Annotated in this window: 14 protein-coding genes and 2 pseudogenes; 9 read left to right on the top strand and 7 right to left on the bottom strand. The window is 64.3% G+C overall.

The window, feature by feature from the left end:
* The first annotated feature begins 89 nt into the window (after nucleotides 1–89).
* Nucleotides 90–1,520, top strand: a complete 1,431-nt coding sequence (locus AB3L03_RS07490) for an aldehyde dehydrogenase family protein (RefSeq protein WP_018457078.1) — start codon at nucleotides 90–92, stop codon at nucleotides 1,518–1,520.
* 173 nt (nucleotides 1,521–1,693) lie between these two features.
* On the opposite strand, the gene AB3L03_RS07485 is transcribed toward AB3L03_RS07490, so the two are convergent.
* Nucleotides 1,694–2,671 carry an SMP-30/gluconolactonase/LRE family protein gene (locus tag AB3L03_RS07485; RefSeq protein ID WP_085352132.1) on the bottom strand — a complete coding sequence of 326 codons (978 nt, stop codon included), beginning with the start codon at nucleotides 2,669–2,671 and terminating at the stop codon, nucleotides 1,694–1,696.
* 89 nt (nucleotides 2,672–2,760) lie between these two features.
* On the opposite strand from AB3L03_RS07485, the gene AB3L03_RS07480 reads away from it, so the two are divergent.
* The gene (locus AB3L03_RS07480) at nucleotides 2,761–3,585 is read left to right on the top strand and encodes an NAD(P)-dependent oxidoreductase (RefSeq protein ID WP_085362272.1); all 825 of its coding nucleotides are present in this window, start codon (nucleotides 2,761–2,763) and stop codon (nucleotides 3,583–3,585) included.
* A 38-nt stretch (nucleotides 3,586–3,623) separates the two neighbouring features.
* Here the strand turns inward: AB3L03_RS07480 and AB3L03_RS07475 are convergent, their stop codons facing one another.
* A complete protein-coding gene (locus AB3L03_RS07475; protein WP_085362273.1) occupies nucleotides 3,624–4,895 on the bottom strand; it encodes an MFS transporter in 1,272 nt (423 codons plus the stop codon).
* Nucleotides 4,896–5,195: 300 nt separating this feature from the next.
* Here AB3L03_RS07475 and AB3L03_RS07470 point away from each other — a divergent pair.
* Nucleotides 5,196–5,605 (top strand): annotated as a pseudogene (locus AB3L03_RS07470) (hypothetical protein).
* Nucleotides 5,606–5,672: 67 nt separating this feature from the next.
* Here AB3L03_RS07470 and AB3L03_RS07465 read toward each other — a convergent pair.
* Together AB3L03_RS07465 and AB3L03_RS07460 are read right to left on the bottom strand one after the other, a co-directional pair.
* A complete protein-coding gene (locus AB3L03_RS07465) occupies nucleotides 5,673–6,089 on the bottom strand; it encodes a DUF1236 domain-containing protein (protein WP_026233295.1) in 417 nt (138 codons plus the stop codon).
* 180 nt (nucleotides 6,090–6,269) lie between these two features.
* Complete coding sequence (locus AB3L03_RS07460; RefSeq protein WP_368508394.1) at nucleotides 6,270–6,965, bottom strand: GntR family transcriptional regulator; 696 nt, start codon at nucleotides 6,963–6,965, stop codon at nucleotides 6,270–6,272.
* Nucleotides 6,966–7,141: 176 nt separating this feature from the next.
* Between AB3L03_RS07460 and AB3L03_RS07455 the strand changes: the two genes are divergently transcribed.
* The 4 genes and pseudogenes from AB3L03_RS07455 to AB3L03_RS07440 all read left to right on the top strand — a co-directional run bounded on the left by AB3L03_RS07455 (nucleotide 7,142) and on the right by AB3L03_RS07440 (nucleotide 12,008).
* Nucleotides 7,142–8,872 (top strand): IlvD/Edd family dehydratase, encoded by a 1,731-nt coding sequence (locus AB3L03_RS07455; protein ID WP_247394460.1) that lies wholly within the window; start codon nucleotides 7,142–7,144, stop codon nucleotides 8,870–8,872.
* 73 nt (nucleotides 8,873–8,945) lie between these two features.
* A pseudogene (locus tag AB3L03_RS07450) lies at nucleotides 8,946–9,940 on the top strand (TRAP transporter substrate-binding protein).
* Nucleotides 9,941–10,089: 149 nt separating this feature from the next.
* Nucleotides 10,090–10,671: a TRAP transporter small permease gene (locus AB3L03_RS07445; RefSeq protein WP_368508393.1), complete on the top strand. Its 582-nt coding sequence runs from the start codon at nucleotides 10,090–10,092 to the stop codon at nucleotides 10,669–10,671.
* Entirely contained in the window at nucleotides 10,668–12,008 is a 1,341-nt protein-coding gene (locus tag AB3L03_RS07440; RefSeq protein WP_368508392.1) for a TRAP transporter large permease, read from the top strand. The genes AB3L03_RS07445 and AB3L03_RS07440 overlap by 4 nt, the downstream gene beginning before the upstream one ends.
* 17 nt (nucleotides 12,009–12,025) lie before the next feature.
* Here the strand turns inward: AB3L03_RS07440 and AB3L03_RS07435 are convergent, their stop codons facing one another.
* Complete coding sequence (locus AB3L03_RS07435; RefSeq protein ID WP_018457067.1) at nucleotides 12,026–12,820, bottom strand: enoyl-CoA hydratase/isomerase family protein; 795 nt, start codon at nucleotides 12,818–12,820, stop codon at nucleotides 12,026–12,028.
* Between the two features lie 225 nt (nucleotides 12,821–13,045).
* Here AB3L03_RS07435 and AB3L03_RS07430 point away from each other — a divergent pair, with 225 nt between their 5' ends.
* Nucleotides 13,046–14,266: an NAD(P)/FAD-dependent oxidoreductase gene (locus tag AB3L03_RS07430; RefSeq protein ID WP_204510595.1), complete on the top strand. Its 1,221-nt coding sequence runs from the start codon at nucleotides 13,046–13,048 to the stop codon at nucleotides 14,264–14,266.
* Here AB3L03_RS07430 and AB3L03_RS07425 read toward each other — a convergent pair whose 3' ends face one another.
* Both AB3L03_RS07425 and AB3L03_RS07420 read right to left on the bottom strand, forming a co-directional pair.
* Nucleotides 14,267–15,184: a ribokinase gene (locus AB3L03_RS07425; RefSeq protein ID WP_368508391.1), complete on the bottom strand. Its 918-nt coding sequence runs from the start codon at nucleotides 15,182–15,184 to the stop codon at nucleotides 14,267–14,269.
* 18 nt (nucleotides 15,185–15,202) lie between these two features.
* Entirely contained in the window at nucleotides 15,203–16,096 is an 894-nt protein-coding gene (locus tag AB3L03_RS07420) for a sugar kinase (protein ID WP_007593904.1), read from the bottom strand.
* A 210-nt stretch (nucleotides 16,097–16,306) separates the two neighbouring features.
* Here AB3L03_RS07420 and AB3L03_RS07415 point away from each other — a divergent pair, with 210 nt between their 5' ends.
* On the top strand, nucleotides 16,307–17,155 hold the full coding sequence (locus tag AB3L03_RS07415; protein WP_368508390.1) for a VOC family protein: 849 nt from the start codon (nucleotides 16,307–16,309) through the stop codon (nucleotides 17,153–17,155).
* Nucleotides 17,156–17,247 lie beyond the last annotated feature (92 nt).

The raw sequence follows: 17,247 nt of genomic DNA, 5'->3' as shown, positions 1-17,247 counted from the left end.
GGCCCCGCATATGGCGGGTTCAATTGCCGGCGCTTTCGTGCAAGGATGCCTGCCGAAACGCCCCCCAAGCCCCCAAGAAGAGGTTCACTATGGTCAATCGCATGCAGTTCTACATCGACGGCGCCTGGGTCGATCCCGCCGTCAAGAAGTCCACCGCCGTGGTCAATCCGGCGACGGAAGAGGCGATGTACGAGGTTGCGCTGGGCTCCAAGGCCGACGTTGACAAAGCCGTCGCCGCCGCCAAGCGCGCGTTCGTGACGTTCTCCCAGACCAGCCGTGACGAGCGCGTCGCGCTGCTCACCAAGGTCATCGAGATCTACAAGGGCCGTCTCAAGGAGATCGGCGCCGCCGTCTCCGACGAAATGGGTGCGCCGCTGCCGATGGCGGAGAAGCTGCAGGCCGGCGCCGGTCTTGGCCACCTCATGACCACGCTCGACGTGCTCAAGAACTATCATTTCGAGGAACCGGTCGGCACCGCCATGGTGCTGCGCGAGCCGGTCGGCGTGGTCGGCATGATCACGCCCTGGAACTGGCCGCTCAACCAGATCGCCTGCAAGGTCGCGCCCGCACTCGCCGCTGGCTGCACCATGATCCTGAAGCCATCGGAGTTCACCCCGACCTCGGCGCTGATCTTCGCGGAAATCCTCCATGAAGCCGGCGTGCCGAAGGGCGTGTTCAACCTCGTCAACGGTCTCGGTCCCGAGGTCGGCGCCGCCATGAGCGAGCACCCCGATATCGACATGATCTCCTTCACCGGCTCGACCCGCGCCGGCATCGACGTGGCCAAGCGTGCGGCACCGACCGTGAAGCGCGTCAGCCAGGAGCTCGGCGGCAAGTCGCCGAACGTCATCCTCGAAGGCGCCGACCTCACGAAGGCGGTGACCGGCGGCGTGATGCACATGTTCAACAACTCCGGCCAGTCCTGCAACGCGCCCTCGCGCATGATCGTGCCGGCCTCGAAGATGAAGGAAGTCGCCGCGATCGCGAAGGCCGTCGCCGACAAGACCAAGGCGGGCGATCCGCGCGCCGAAGGCACCACCATCGGTCCCGTGGTCAACCGCGGCCAGTGGGACAAGATCCAGGGCCTGATCAAGAAGGGCATCGACGAGGGCGCAACGCTCGTCTCGGGCGGCCCGGGCCTGCCCGAGGGCGTCAACAAAGGCTTCTATGTCCGTCCGACCATCTTCGCCGACGTCACCCCCGACATGACGATTGCGCGTGAAGAGATCTTCGGACCGGTGCTGACGATCATCGGCGCCAAGGACGAAGCCGAGGCCGTGCACATCGCCAACGACACGCCCTATGGGCTTGCCGGCTACGTCACGGGCGCTTCCGTCGAGGACGCCAAGCGCGTCGGCCGGCAGATCCGCGCCGGCAACGTCAACCTGCAGGGCGTACCCAACGACCGCTCCGCGCCGTTCGGCGGCTACAAGCAATCCGGCAACGGCCGCGAGTGGGGCAAATATGGCCTCGAGGACTTCCTCGAAGTGAAGGCCGTCGCCGGCTTCAACGCGGCGTAGGCGTTACTGCCTGGGTGAACATGACGCCGGAGCGGGAAACCGCTCCGGCGTTTTTGTTCTATCTTTCGTCATTGCGAGGAGCGAAGCGACGAAGCAATCCAGGCTGCCTCCGCGGAAAGATTCTGGATTGCTTCGCTCCGCTCGCAATGACGAGAGGCGTGACGGAGGAAAAACTATCCCCCGACCGCGCCCTGCGTGTTCACATACAATGCGTAGATCGACTGGCTCGCGGCCATGAACAGGCGGTTGCGCTTGACGCCGCCGAAGCAGAGATTGGCGCAGCGTTCGGGCAGCGCGATGCGGCCGATCATGACGCCGTCGGGCGCGAACACCACGACGCCGTCGAGCTCGGGATCGCCCATGCCCCAGCCGCACCAGAGATTGCCGTCGATGTCGCAGCGCATGCCGTCCGGCGTGCCCGGGCCGGCGTCGATGTGGACGCGCTTGTTGGAGATGGTGGCGCCGTCAGGCGAGACGTCATAGGCGAGGATTTTCCGGTTCGGCACGCCGCGTGATTCCACGACGTAGAGGATTGTCTCGTCCGGCGAGAAGCACAGCCCGTTGGGCCCGAGCACGCCTTCGGCAACGATGGTCGCCTTGCCGGTCGCGGGATCGAGCCTGTAGACGTTCGGCTCGATCTCGGGCTCGGCCTTGTAGCCCTCGTAATTGCCGAGTAGGCCGAAAGTGGGATCGGTGAACCAAACCGCGCCGTCGGACTTCACCACGACGTCGTTCGGCGAGTTGAGCTTCTTGCCGCCGAACGAGTCCATCAGCACGGTGATGCTGCCGTCATATTCGGTGCGGGTGACGCGTCGCCCGCCATGCTCGCATGTGACGAGCCGGCCCTGGCGATCCCTGGTGTGGCCGTTGGCGAAATTGGAGGGCTTGCGGAACACCGAGACCGCGCCGGTCTCCTCTTCCCATTTGACGATGCGCTGGTTCGGAATGTCGCTGCACAGGAGATAGCGCCCGTCGCCGAACCACACCGGACCCTCGGCCCAGCGCAGGCCGGTCGTCAGCCGCTCCACCGCCGAGAGTTTCAGCCAGTATTTTTCGAAGCGGGGATCGAGTGCCTTTATCGCCGGATCGGGATAGTAGCTCGCCGGCCGCCAGCCTGGCCGCTCCTGGGGATGGGACGATGCCTCATTCATGTCGGTTCTCTCGTTTCGTTCCCTCTGGACAATCCTGCTATCATTAGAGACATGTGACCGCAAATTGGTTGCCAAAGGCGAGGAAAGACATGGCGCGCATCTTGATGACGGGAGCTTCGGGCGGGATAGGAACGCGTCTGCGAAAACTGTTGCCGCCGATCTATCCGGACCTGTTGCTCAGCGACATCCGCCCGCCCGCCGATCTCGGCCCCAACGAACAATTCAAGGCGGCGGACCTCTCTGACCTGGCGCAGTGCGAGGCGATCTGCGAGGGCGTCGACGGCATCATCCATTTCGGCGGCTATTCGGTCGAAGGTCCCTGGAACGACATCCTCCAGGCCAACATCATCGGCGGCTACAATCTGTTCGAGGCCGCGTATCGCAAGGGCGTCAAGCGTGTGGTGTTCGCCTCCTCGAACCATGCCGTCGGATTCTATCCCCGCCACCACAAGATCGGCACCGACGTGACCCCGCGCCCCGACGGCCGCTATGGCGTCAGCAAGGTATTCGGCGAAGCGGTCGGCGCGCTCTATGCCGACAAGCATGGCCTGAAGGTGACTTGCCTTCGCATTGGCAATTTCGGCGACGTGCCGCTGGACCATCGCCGGATCTCGATCTGGCTGAAGCCGGAAGATCTGGTGCAGCTCTGCCGGATCGGGCTCGAGCATCCCGACATTCATTTCGAGATCTTCTACGGCGTGTCCCTGAACGAGCGTGCCTGGTGGGACAACCACCGCGCCTACGAGTTCGGTTACCGTCCGACGGGGCGCTCCGAGGATCATGTGGCACATGCGATGGCCGAGCAGGCCAAGCTGAAGCCCGATCCGGTCGGCGATCACTATCAGGGCGGCGCGTTCTGCAGCAACGAGTTCGACGGCGACACAAGTCGCATCATCGATTGGACCAAGCGGTAGGAGCGCATTCGCAAATCCAGGGCGTCGGAATCGACGCGCTAAACAACGCGTTTGCCGGCCTGGGCCGCGATGGGCCTCTGTACAAAGTACATCAGGATCAGGGAAATCACCGCCGTCGTCACGACGACGTATCCCAGCCGGTCGAAATGCCGGAGCGTACCGTCGGCGTCCTGCGCGATGAGTGCGGCGGCGAGCACGGAGCCGAGCCCGCCGGAGAGCTGTTGCAGCGACGCGCCGACCGCGCTGAAGGAGCCGCGTTGCGCCGGCTCGGGGATTGCCGAAATCAACGCCTGCGAAGGAATCATGCGGGAGAAGATGCCGACGAACATCAGGACGTTGACCAGGATCGCGACCGTCAGGCTCACCTCGCCGAGATGGGTGTAGATCAGCACCATCACGATGGACATGGCGCTGCCGAAGACGAAGGTGGGGTATTTGCCGAAGGCATCGCTCGCGCGTCCCACCAGCGGGCCGATGACAATGCTGAACAGGCCGGAGACGAGATAGATCGTCGGCAGATGCACGATGTCGATGCCGAGATTGTGCACGGTGTAGGCGCTGCCGAACGGCATCAGCATGTAGCCGCCGGTCGCCAGCAGGGTCGTTACCGAAAACGCCATCCAATAACGCGGCTGCGAGACCGTGGCGATCAGATGCCGGAACGGATTTCGATCCTGCTTCAGCCCGAGATGGCCGTTCACCGGCTTCATCAGGAGCATCACTGCGGTCATCCCGATCACCGACAGTCCGACCAGCGCGCCGAACGCGACGTGCCAGTTCCACTGGTTGGCGAGGAAAAGACCGGCCGGGATGCCCAGCACCTGGCTTGCCGCGAAGGCGGTTTGCACGAAACCCATGACGCGGCCGCGCAATTGCAGCGTGAACAAATCGGTGACGATGGCGAGCACGACCGAGCCGATCACGCCGCCGAACAGGCCGGTCACGATCCGCCCCAGCAGCAACAGATGATAGTTGGGCGCGATCGCGCACAGCATCGTGCCAAGGGTGAAGCCGGCGTAGAAGAACAACAGCAGCCGCTTGCGATCAAACCGGTCGGCAAAGCCGGCCGCCAGGATACCGGAAATCCCCGCGCTGAACGCATAGGCCGAGACCGCCACGCCGAACTGAGCGGCCGAAATATCGAGCGCCGGCATCATGATGGCGCCGAGCGGCGACATGATCATGAAATCGATGATGATCGTGAACTGGACCAGCGCCAGCAGCGCAACGAGGATCGCCTGGTAGCGCGAGAAGCCTCGGGATGGCGCTTGCCGCTCGGCGATCGGCTCCGTCAGGGTTTGTTCGGTCATGGCATTTCATTTGGGAGGGAGTGGAGGAGGACGCGCGACGTGGCGCCGGAGCCCGGCCCATATTTATTTCCGGCTCTGCGAAATTTCGATGGCTTGACAAACAGTTTTAGTGTCCGTCCCAGCGCGGTGCCTCGATTCACACGGGGCGAGCGACGCAAAGGCCTGAGCCTCGCTTTGGCCGTTCCGGCCATTGATCCAGATCAACGTTGCTCTGGCCGTCTGGCTCTCGATTTTGCGAGACCGCAATTCGGCAATCGGTGCCTCGATCACGGCTCAACGGCGGCAGCGCGAGTCAGGACAATGAAAATCGAATTGCCAGCCGCCGTACTGCTCACGCTGTTCATGTCGGGACCGGCGCGGGCCGCGATGCTCGGCGACGCCGAGGCGACGTTTCTCGACCAGCTCGTCACCGCATCCGCGGTGCTCGAACAACGATGTGTCGGCTACGAGGTCGATGGTGCCGGCAGTGTACAGCTCGGCGCCCGACTTCTCGGCAGCACGGATGCCGCGATGGCGATGATCGACGCCTATGCTGCAGCCATCAAGGCCCGCGATGGCGAGAGCTCCGATCCCGGTAAATTCCGCCCCGAAGTGTCCGACGCTGCCGGCAAAACGTTCAGGCGCGTCCGGATCTGATCAGAAACCCGAAGAGAGCATGCGCCGACTATGGCGATGCCAGCGTGGATCGCGGTCTGCTGAGGCGGTACTGAACCTGGACTTGAGGGATTCAGATCTGCGCAAACGAAAGGGCCGTCTCGAAAGACGGCCCCTTGGTTGTTATTCGACGATCTCAACGATCCGGTGGGTTCGCGGTTCGACCAGAACCGTGCGACCGTTCACCACCGTGTAACGATACTCACGGGCGCCGTACTCGGGCGGCACCTCGTAATAGGTCACGCCCTCTTCCGGAAGAACCGCCCCGACTCTCACATCCTCGCGGTACTGATATGAGGGCCGCCGCTGTTCGACGACGTAGGAGTGAAAGCGAGGACGTTGATCGACACCAAGGACTCCCGCCACGCCGCCAACGACTCCGCCGACGACGCCACCCACAACTGCACCGACAGGCCCTGCCGCTCGCTCACCATCCCGCGCACCGCGTTCGACGCCTCCGGGAACGCCCTGGGCCTGGGTCGTTACGGGAAGCAGGACGGCGACGGCAACAGCGGCGGCTCCGACTAAACGGCAAATCATGGCAGCTCCTATGGTGGGGGATTGGTGCAAGACCAAGTACCAAGCCGACCATAGGTTCCCCGGAAGTTGTGGACTGCGGGCGTTATTGCCCGAATGGGCTCGTGCGGCCTGCAATTGCGGGTAATCCAGCGCGCCCTTACCGCGTGAACTGCACCACCGCGAGAAGCGAACGTCTCCCATCTATGAACGCGGGCCCTCGGCTCGCTCATCCCCAATCCGCGCCAGGTAATCCTTCTTGCTGAACTGCATGTGATCCACACACAGCTGCGCCAGCGCCCAGCTGTCGCGGCCCTTCAACAGCTCGATCATGAGCTCGTGCTGGCGGCGCGATTGTGCCAGCCCGTCGCTGTCGGCGAGATTCTTGGCGCGCATCGGCAGGGTCAGGTTCATGTAGTGCTGCAGCGAGCGCACCAGATATGGATTGCTGCAGGCCGAGAACAGCGCGAGGTGGAAGGCGTCGTTGGCTTCATGGATGCCGCGCAGGTCCTGCAAATCCGCTCTCGCGCAATATTGCCGCTGCAATGCAGAGAGCTCGTCGATCAGGCCTTGCTGTGCGGGCAGGGGGATCATCAGCGCCGCCTGCCGGGTCAGCATCTCCCGGACCTCGTAGATCTGCCGGACCTCTTCGGCCGAGTAAAACCGCACGGTGGCGCCGACATTCTTCTCGCGGCGGACGATGCCCCGGCGCTCCGCATCCACCAAGGCCTGCCGCACGAAATGGCGCGAAGTGCCGTAAGCCGACATCAGCGCGTCCTCTGTGAGGCGCGCGCCTGGCGCAAGTCGGCCGAAGATGATGTCCTCTTCGAGCCGCGCGACGATGTCGTCCGGATCGTCGCGCCGGACCATCGTGGCGTCTGCGATGTGAATGTCGGACATGCCCTCGGCCTCCCGGCGCTTGGCCGGTTCGTCCTGTGGAGCAGGGAAGGCCCTGATTGTCAATAATCTGGTCTCCCACCAGCGCGCAACACGGGTAAATGGCAGGTTTAACGTCTGTCTTATTGACAATCAAGGGGCAATCTGTAGGACAATGACCCGGTAATGGGAGTGGTATGATGACGAGTGGGTTGCGCAAAGGGCTGACGAGCTATGGCGATGCCGGCTTCTCGCTGTTCCTGCGCAAGGCGTTCATCAAGGCCATGGGCTATTCCGACGACGCGCTGGAGCGTCCGATCGTCGGCATCACCAACACCTATAGCGACTACAATCCCTGCCACGGCAACGTCCCGCAGATCATCGAGGCCGCCAAGCGCGGCGTGATGCTGTCGGGCGCGATGCCGTTCGTGTTCCCGACGATCTCGATCGCGGAGAGTTTTGCGCATCCGACCTCGATGTATCTGCGCAATCTGATGGCGATGGACACCGAGGAGATGATCCGCGCGCAGCCGATGGATTCGGTGATCGTCATCGGCGGCTGCGACAAGACTCTTCCTGCGCAGGTGATGGCGGCGATCAGCGCCGACCTGCCGACGGTGGTCATCCCCGTTGGCCCCATGGTGGTTGGTCATCACAAGGGCGAGGTGCTGGGCGCCTGCACCGATTGCCGTCGCCTCTGGGGCAAGTATCGCGCCGGCGAAATGGATGATGTCGAGATCGAGGCGGTGAACGGCCGCCTTGCGCCGTCGGTCGGCACCTGCATGGTGATGGGCACCGCCTCCACCATGGCCTGCATGATCGAGGCCATGGGCCTGTCGCTGCCGATGAGCGCGACGATTCCCGCCCCGCATGCGGAGCGCTTTCGCCTTGCCGAGGCGAGCGGCAGGGTGGCCGCCGAGATGGCCAAGACCAAAGGTCCGAAGCCGAGCGAGGTGCTGACGCCGGCATCTTTTAAGAATGCCCAGGTCGTGCTCCAGGCGATCGGCGGCTCGACCAACGGCCTGATCCATTTGACCGCGATGGCACATCGTTCGCCACACCGGCTCGACCTCGGGGTGTTCGACCAGATTGGCCGCGAGGTGCCGGTGCTGGTCGATCTCAAGCCGTCCGGCGAGCATTACATGGAGCATTTCCATCACGCCGGCGGCGTGCCGAAACTGCTGGCGCAACTCGGCGATCTCGTCGATCTCGATGCCAAGACGATCACCGGCCAGACGCTGCGCGATATCGCGGCGAACGCGGAAGACGTGCCCGGCCAGGACGCGATCCGTCCGCGGGACAATCCGATCAAGAAGGAAGGCGGCCTCGCCGTCCTGCACGGCAATCTCGCGCCGCGCGGCGCAGTCATCAAGCAATCCGCCGCGAGCCCAAAGCTGCTGCAACACACGGGCCGTGCGGTGGTGTTCGAATCCGTCGAGGATATGACGCTGCGGGTGGACGATCCCGATCTCGACGTCACGGCCGATGACGTGCTGGTGCTGCGCAACGCCGGCCCCAAGGGCGCGCCCGGCATGCCGGAGGCGGGCTATCTGCCGATCCCGAAGAAGCTCGCGCGCGCTGGGACCAAGGACATGGTGCGCATTTCGGATGCGCGCATGAGCGGCACCGCATTCGGCACCATCGTGCTGCACATCACTCCGGAATCCGCCGTCGGCGGCCCGCTGGCGCTGGTGAAGAACGGCGACATGATCCGACTCGACGTCGCCAAGCGCAGCATCGAGCTTCTGGTGGATGCTACCGAGCTGGAACGGCGGCGTACGGCATTGAAGCCCGCGGCTGCGCCGGATGAGGCGCGGCGCGGCTATGCGTGGCTGTTCAACGAGACCATCATGCAGGCCGACGAGGGCTGCGATTTCGATTTCATGCAGAGGACTGGGAAGAAGACTGAGCAGAAAACTAAGAGAGGGTGACCAACCACCCGGAAGCGTAGCCCAGACCGCTAAAGCGGCGGGCGTTAAAACAGGGGGAAACGATGATCGCACGATCCATGCCAAGATTCTACATCGGCTGGCGGCAACGGCCGCAATCCTGTTCGTCACGGGCGCATCTGCGCAGGAGGTGAAGCATTATCGCTTCGCCTACGACCAGCCGCGCAATACCGGCTACTCCATCGCGGGCGACCTCTTTGCCGAAAAGCTCAAGGAATTGAGCAAAGGCACCATGATCATCGATCAATATCCGGGCGCGCAGCTCGGGCAGGAGCCGCAGGTGCTCCAGCTCGTGAAGGCGGGCGACGTCGAGTTCTCGATCATCTCCTCGGCGAACACCGCGACGATCTCGCCGCAAGCGGGCGTGATGTCGTTGCACTTCCTGTTCCGCGACGAGAACCACGTGGTCAAGGGTCTGGCCGATCCAAAAGTGTTCGAGGCGCTCAAGACCATGATCGACGAGACCACGCAGGGCCTGCATGTGATCGCGACGGGGTCGCAGGGCGTGCGCCACATGTACTCGAAGAGGGAGATCCACAATGTCGGCGACATCAAGGGCCTGAAGATCCGGGTGCAGGCGACTGCGACCGAGGACACCATGTTCCCGGCCTACGGCGCCCAGACCGTGCACATGCCGTTCGGCAGCGTCTACACGAGCCTGCAGACCGGCGTCGTCGACGTCGCCGAGAACAGCATCAATGTCTACCTCGTCAACAAGCACTACGAGGTCGCGCCGGTCCTGAATATCACCGAGCACGAAGCCAACAACGCGCTGGTGTTCATCTCGGACAAGCTCTGGCAGAGCCTGTCGGCCGAGCAGAAGGGATGGGTCCAGGCGGCGGGGAACGAGGTCAGCTCAAGGAGCCGCAGAAGGCCTTCGACCTCGAACGCACCGCGGCAGAGAAGCTGAAGAAGATGGGCGTGAAGATCGTCGACAACGTCGACAAGAAGACCTTCACGGCGACCGCCGATCCCTATCTCGACAAGCTCGCCAAGGAGCTCGGCCCGCACGCCGAGAAGATCAAGGATTTGATCCGCTCGATCAACTAGGCCGCGTACCGTTGCCTCCGCGTCGTCCCGGCGAAAGCCGGGACCCATACGCCGCGGCGGAGCTTGGGGCAGGATAGCCGCCAGCTTGCTTTGGCCACACGCAGCTGGGGGTATGGGTCGCGGCTTTCGCCGGGACGACGGGGATAGTGATGACAATCGCCGACAAACTGCTGGTGCAACGCCAACGGCACCTCAAATGGCGCGGGCTGGACTGGCTCGAGCTCGCCTTGATGATCCTCTGCGGCGTGCTCTGCTTCGGCTTCTCGCTGTCGGTGACCGCCGACATCGTCACCCGTACCATCGGCCATCCCTGGCTCTGGCTCCAGGAAGTGACCTCGACGCTGTTCATCTATGCGATTTTCGTCGGCACCGCGGCCGCGACCCGGCGCAACGACCACCTCTATCTCACCGCGATCTCCGAGGCGATGCACGGCACGCCGCGTCTGATCGTCGAAGTCATCATCCGGATCGTGGTGCTCGGCGTCGCCTTCTGCCTGATCTTGTACGGATATCAGAACTATCTCCGCGGCTTCGGCAGTTTCCGCCTGCCGTCGGGCACGCCGATCGCCTCGCTCTACGCGATCATCCCTCTGTCGGGCGTGCTGATCGGCCTGTTCACCATCGAGCAGCTCGTCAACGGTCTGCGCAACGGCTTTGACCACCCCGAGCCACCCGAAGAGGATGACGGGGCGCCTGTTATCACCGACGCGCAGATGAGGGCGCAGCCGTGAGCGCACTCCTTGTTCTGGCGTTGATGACGGTCTGCTTCCTGTCGTTCGGCTATCTCGGCGTGCCCGTGCCGTTCTCGCTGATGGCCGGCGTCTTCATCGGCGCGCTGCTGTCGGACGTCTCGCTCGCCGCGATCATCCAAAAAGTCTTCGACGGCGTCGATTCCGAGGCGCTGCTGGCGATCCCGTTCTTCCTGCTGGTCGGCGAGCTCATGAGCTCGGCCAATGTGGTGGTTCGAATAGCCAACCTCTCGGTGTCCCTCGTTGGCCACATCAGAGGCGGCCTGTCGCAGGTCGTGGTCGTCTTCAGTATGTTCTTCTCGGAAATGTCGGGCTCGACCACGGCCGACGTCGCTGTGATGAGCCGCGCTCTGGGCGGCCCGATGAAGCGCGAGGGTTACGAGCCCGCCTTCATCGCCGCGATCATCGCATCCGCATCGACCATCGCGGCGCTGGTGCCGCCGAGCATCACCGCGGTGGTCTATGGCGCCGTCGGCAATGTCTCGATCGCCGGCCTGTTCATGGCAGGCGTCGTGCCGGGCCTGATGATCGGCTTCGGGTTGATGATCTATTGCTATTTCTTCGGCCCGTCCGGCCTGCGCAAGCCGCGCGCGCCGCTGCGGCAGGTGGTGTTCGCGGCCGGCGATGCGGCGCTGCCGCTGATGATTCCGGTGATCCTGTTGGGGGGCATCCTGACCGGCTGGTTCACGCCGACGGAAGCCGGTGTCGTCGCCGTGGTCTGGATTGTCGTCGTCGTGATCCCAGCGCTCAACCGCGGGCATATCAGGAAGATTCCGTACGATTTCTGTCTCGCCGGCCTGATCTTCTCGCTGCCGCTGATCACGATCGGCGCCGCCAATGCGTTCGGCTGGATGCTCGCCTATTTGCGCGGTGCAAGCTACATCGCCGAAGTCATCACCTCGCTCGCCGGCAACGACCCGCATCTGATCATGCTGCTGATGGTGCTGCTGTTCACGGTCGTCGGCGATTTCATCGAGCCGGTGCCGACCATCATCATTTTCATGCCGCTGGTCAACACACTGACGGAAGCCGGCGACATCAACGCCGTGCATATGGGCGTGGTGCTGATCGCCACGCTCGCCTTCGGCCTGATCACGCCGCCTTACGGCTTGGTGCTGCTGATGGCCTCGAAATTCGTCGGCGTCAGTTTCGCAAAGGCGCTACGCGCCGCTTTGCCGATCTATCTGGTGTTCCTCGGGACGATCGCGTTTGCGATCTATTTCCCGAGTGTGGTGCTGTGGCTGCCGCAGAAAGTGCTGCCGGAATCGGTCGGATGCTTCAAGTCGCCGGCGGGCACGGGCTATATCTGTCCCAAGTAAGCCTGCTCGAGTGAACGCTACTTGCTCTTGCTGGTGAATTTCTTCACGGCGGTTCGAAACTCCGCAGTGTTCATCGCCATGATGATCTTGTGCTCCTCGGCGTCGAGCTGCTGCTTCACCGGGGTCGTGGCGGCCTGGTAGACCAGCGACTTGGTGCCGGCAATCGCGGCGAGCGGGTTCTGCGCCAGCCGCTCGGCGAGGGTTCGCGTTGCCGCCTTCAACTCGGCGGCGGGAACGAGCTTCGCAACCAGACCCCATTCATGGGCCTGCTGCGCGGTAAAATTATCCTCGGCCAGGAAAATCTGCAGCGCGCGGCGGGAGCCGACCGTGTTGACGATGCCGACCGTAGATCCGCCATCCGGCGAGACGCCGATCTTGGCATAGGCCGGCGTGAATTTGGCATCCTCGGCGGCGATGCAGAGATCGGTGACGAAGGCGAGGCCCATGCCGGCGCCGGCCGCCGAGCCGTGCACGCTGGACAGCGAGACCTTCGGCATGCGCCGGAGGATCTCGATGAAGGCGTGATAGTGCTTCAACAGCTCGCCGACGACCGGCGTCACCGTGCCCGCTTCGGCGGCGGCGCCGATCGTCTGCAGATCGCCGCCAGCCGAGAAGGCGCGGCCTTCGCCTTCGAGGACCACGACCCTGATGTCGTCGGCGCCCTCAATGTAAGCCGCGAGCTGTTCGAGCTGTTGTGCAATCGCCAGATTGATCGAGTTGAACGCGGCGGGCCGGTTGAGCGTGATGGTCGCGATCGGCCCGTCGATCCGCAGCAAGGCGGGATCGTCGGGCTGGGAGACGGGAGCTGGCATCTTGAAATCCCCGGCATGAGGTCGTTCGTGCGACTAAATCGCAGAAGGCGAGGGGTGACAATCCCCGGCAGGCGCCCTTGCGCAAGCCGGAACGATAGGTTCAAATGGACCTGCCTTCGTCAGGGACGGACACGAGCGCCGGCTCCTCCTGGGCAAGCAAGCCAAAATCAGCGCGAGAGGAGACGACATGGGTGACGCTCGTGTCTTGCGGAAATGGGCTGTCCAATGACGGACGGTCCGGTGGTCATTATCGGTGCCGGCCATGGCGGCTACCAGGTGGCGGCATCGCTGCGTCAGGCGGGATTTTCCGCTGCTATCTGCCTGATCAACGACGAGGCGCATCTGCCCTATCAGCGGCCGCCTTTGTCCAAGGCTTACATCAAGGGGACCGCCGGGCCGGAGAGCCTGATGTTCCGGCCGGGGAAATTCTACCAGGACCAGAGCATCGAGCTGGTCGCGGGCCGCGCCGTGTCGATCGACCGCGCGGGGCGCAAGGTGCTGCTCGCCTCGGGCAGGCCGCTGCCCTACGGCCACCTCGTGCTGGCGACCGGCGCCCGCAACCGGCTGCTCGATCTGCCCAATGCGAACCTTCCCGACGTGAAATATCTGCGCATCCTCGACGACAGCGAGGTGCTGCGGCAGATCATGCCGTCAAAGACGCGGGTCGTGGTGATCGGCGCCGGCTTCATCGGCCTCGAATTCGCGGCCACCGCGCGCATCAAGGGGCTAGAGGTCGACGTGCTCGAACTCGCCCCGCGCGTGATGGCGCGCGCGGTGACGGCTGAGGTGTCGGAGTATTTTCAGGCGCGGCATCGCGAGGCCGGCATCCGCATCCACCTCGGCGTGCAAGCAACCGCGATCGAGGCGGAGGACGGCAAGGTCACCGGCGTCTCCTTGAGCGACGGAAGGCATTTGCCGGCGGATCTTGTCGTGGTCGGCGTCGGCGTGCTGCCGAACATCGAGCTTGCGGCGGAGGCGGGGCTGCCGGTCGCGGCCGGGATCATCGTCGACGAATATCTCTCGACGGCCGATCCTGATATCTCGGCGATCGGCGATTGCGCGCTGTTCAACAGCCCGCGCTTCGGCGGATCGCAGCGGCTGGAATCGGTGCAGAATGCCACCGATCACGCGCGCTGCCTCGCGGCGCGGCTGACCGGCGACCGCAAGGCCTATGACAGCCATCCCTGGTTCTGGAGCGACCAGGGCGAGGACAAGCTCCAGATCGCGGGCCTCACCACCGGCTACGACCGCGTCGTCCTGCGCGGCGATCCCACCAGGAAGGCATTCTCGGCGTTCTGCTACAAGGGCGACAATCTGCTCGGCATCGAATCGATCAACCGTGCCGGCGACCACATGTTCGGCCGCCGCCTGTTCGGCCTGGATCGCTCGATCACGCCGGAGCATGCCGCCGACGAAAGTTTCGATCTGAAGGGCGCGCTGGCGTGATCAGTTCGCATTGAGGACGGCGGCGACTTCCGCGGCCGTCGGCATCGACGGCCCCGCGCCCATGCGCTGCACGGAGATCGAGGCGGCGGCATTGGCGAAGGCGAGTGCTGCGCGCAAGTCGACGCCGTCGGCGAGTTGCGCCGCGAGTGCTCCCACAAAACAATCGCCTGCGCCCGTGGTGTCGACCGCCTTCACCACGCGGCCTTGCACCGAAATCTCCTCGCGTCCCGCGAGCGCCAGCACGCCGCGCTTGCCGAGGGTCACGCAGATGGTCTGGTCCTCGCGCGCCTGAAGTTTTCGTGCGACGTCGAGGATGCGCGCGGCCTCGTCACTGTCGGACAACTCCACGCCGGCGAGGAGGCCGAGCTCGGTCTCGTTCAGCACGAGGATGTCGATCAGCGCGAGCAATTCGCTAGACATGGTTTGTGCCGGAGCCGGATTGAGCAGCGTCGTGGCGCCAATGTCGCGAGCCCGCCGGAAGAACGCGGCGATCGTCGGCAGCGGGATCTCGAATTGGCTGACCGCGACGTCGCCCTTGGCTAGCGGGACGGCCGCGACGTCATCGACGCCGACAAGCGCATTGCTGCCGGGAATGACGACGATGGTGTTGTCGGCCTCCGCCACCGTGATGATGGCCGTGCCTGTGTGCGCCTCGGCCGTCTCTCGGATCGCGCCGAGATCGATGCCTTGCGCGCCGAGGAACGTCCTCAGCTCACCGCCGAACAAATCCTTGCCCAGCCGGCCGATCAGCGTGGTCCGCGCGCCAAGCCGCGACGCCGCCACCGCCTGGTTGGCGCCCTTGCCGCCCGGAAAATACAGCACCTGCTTGCCGGCGACGGTCTCGCCGACCCTGGGATGGCGATCGGCTGTCGCCACCACATCCATGTTGATGCTGCCGGCGACGAAGACGCGCCCCATGAGAGACCCCTGCGAGCGCTAGACCCTAACCTCGAACTCGTGCCTGACCTTGGCGATGTCGACAAGAGTCGGCAGGCCAGCTTCGTTGCCAAGACGCTGGATCTTGAAGGTCGAGGCTGCCCGGGCAAAATCGAAATGCTCGCGCCAGCTTTTGCCGGGATGGGCGAGATAGGAATAGACATAGGCGCCATGGAAGACGTCGCCGGCGCCGTTGGTGTCGATCACGCGCTCGCGCGGAATCGGCATCGCCGGCATCACCTGCACCGTTCCGGTCTCGTCGTACCAGAGCAGGCCCTTCTCGCCCATGGTGATGCCGCCGATCTTGCAGCCGCGGCTCTTGAGATAGTCCAGCATCTTTTCCGGCGTGAGATCCATCTGCTCGCACAGGCGCTCGGCGACGATCGCGACGTCGATGAATTCCAATAGCTCATGCGTGTTGGTGCGCAGGCCGCCACCGTCGAGCGAGGTCAAGATGCCGGCCTCGCGGCAGACTTTTGCGTAGTGGATCGCGGCATCGGGCTGATGGCCGTCGACATGCAGCGCGCGGCAGCCGCCGAGATTGAGCATCGGGAAGGGATGGATGTGGTCGTCGTCGCGGCAGCGGACGATGGCGCGCTTGCCGTCCTTGGGCATGATGAAGGACAGCGAGGACTGATTGACCTTCCGCCCATGGAGCGAAATCGCATATTTCGCGCACATGTCCATGAACATGCGGCCGAGCCAGTCATTGGCCGCGGTGGCGATCAGATCGGGCACGATGCCGAGCTTGGCGCAGCAGAACGCCGCGGTCACCGCATTGCCGCCGAAGGAAACCGCGTAGTCGGAGGCCACGTGCTTCTCGTCGCCGGTCGGCATGTGGTCGGTGATGAAGACGACGTCGATATAGGTCTGTCCGATGAAGAGAGCCTGCATTGCTTGTCCGTGATGCGCTTTGTGGTCCCGGCCGGCGTGCTTACTGTAACACCGGTTCCGTCGCGGGACCGCTGAAATTATTCGCAAAACCGCCGCTGGGAGTGCTTGAGGTCGGCATGCGGCCGGAATACGACCATCACCGGGTAATGCCAAGCCCGGACAAACGCCGTCTCTCGGTCCACGGTTCCGGGCCGCTCAACAGGGGGAAGCATGATCACCGGCCTCGATCACGTCGTCGCACTGGTCAGGGATATCGGTGCGGCCAAGGCGGCCTATCAGACGCTGCTCGGGCGCGCGCCGGCCTGGCAGAACTCGGGCGAGGGCGCCGACCGGGTGTTGTTCACTCTTGCGAACATGACGATGGAATTGATGGCGCCGAACGGCTTCAGCGTGGCCGCCGACCGCATGCGCGCGCTGCTCGATGACCAGGAAGGCGTGCTCGCCAGCCTGTGCTTTCGTGTCGCGGACATGAGAAAAATGCACCGGCGGCTGGAGCGGGTGGCGCTCAAGCCGGATCCGGTCGCCGAGGTCGAAAGCAGCGATGCGGAGAGCGGTGCGGTCCTGCACTGGAAGCGGACGCGCGCCGCCACGGAGCTCACGCGCGGCGTGCGCATGTTCTTCCTCGAACTGGCTGATGAGCGTCCGCTTTCGCCGGCGACCGATATCGCGCCGATCGATGCGCTCGACCACGTCGTGATCACGACCGAAGACTCCGATCGCGCCGCCGCGCTCTATGGCGCGCGGCTCGGGCTCGATCTGGCGCTTGACCGCTCGCACCAGGATTGGGGCCAGCTGATGTTCTTCCGCTGCGGCGATCTCGTCGTCGAGGTGGTGCGCCGCCCCGTTGCGGGCGGCGATTCCCTGCATGACCGCCTCTGGGGCCTGAGCTGGCGGGTGGCCGATATCGACGCCACGCGCGCCCGCCTGATTGCCGCCGGCCTCGACGTCAGCGACGTGCGCAACGGCCGCAAGCCGGGCACGCGGGTGATGACGGTGCGGACCGGCACCTGCGGCACCCAGACGGTCCTGCTGGAGCGCTCGTCGAAGCCGGTGGATTGAGGTTCAGTCCTCCCCTCGTCATTGCGAGGAGCTCTTGCGACGAAGCAACCCAGACTGCCTCCGTGGTGGCAGTCTGGATTGGGTCGCTACGC

This window comes from Bradyrhizobium lupini (assembly GCF_040939785.1).
Lineage (GTDB): Bacteria > Pseudomonadota > Alphaproteobacteria > Rhizobiales > Xanthobacteraceae > Bradyrhizobium > Bradyrhizobium canariense_D.
This window is presented reverse-complemented; position numbering and strand designations above follow the sequence as displayed.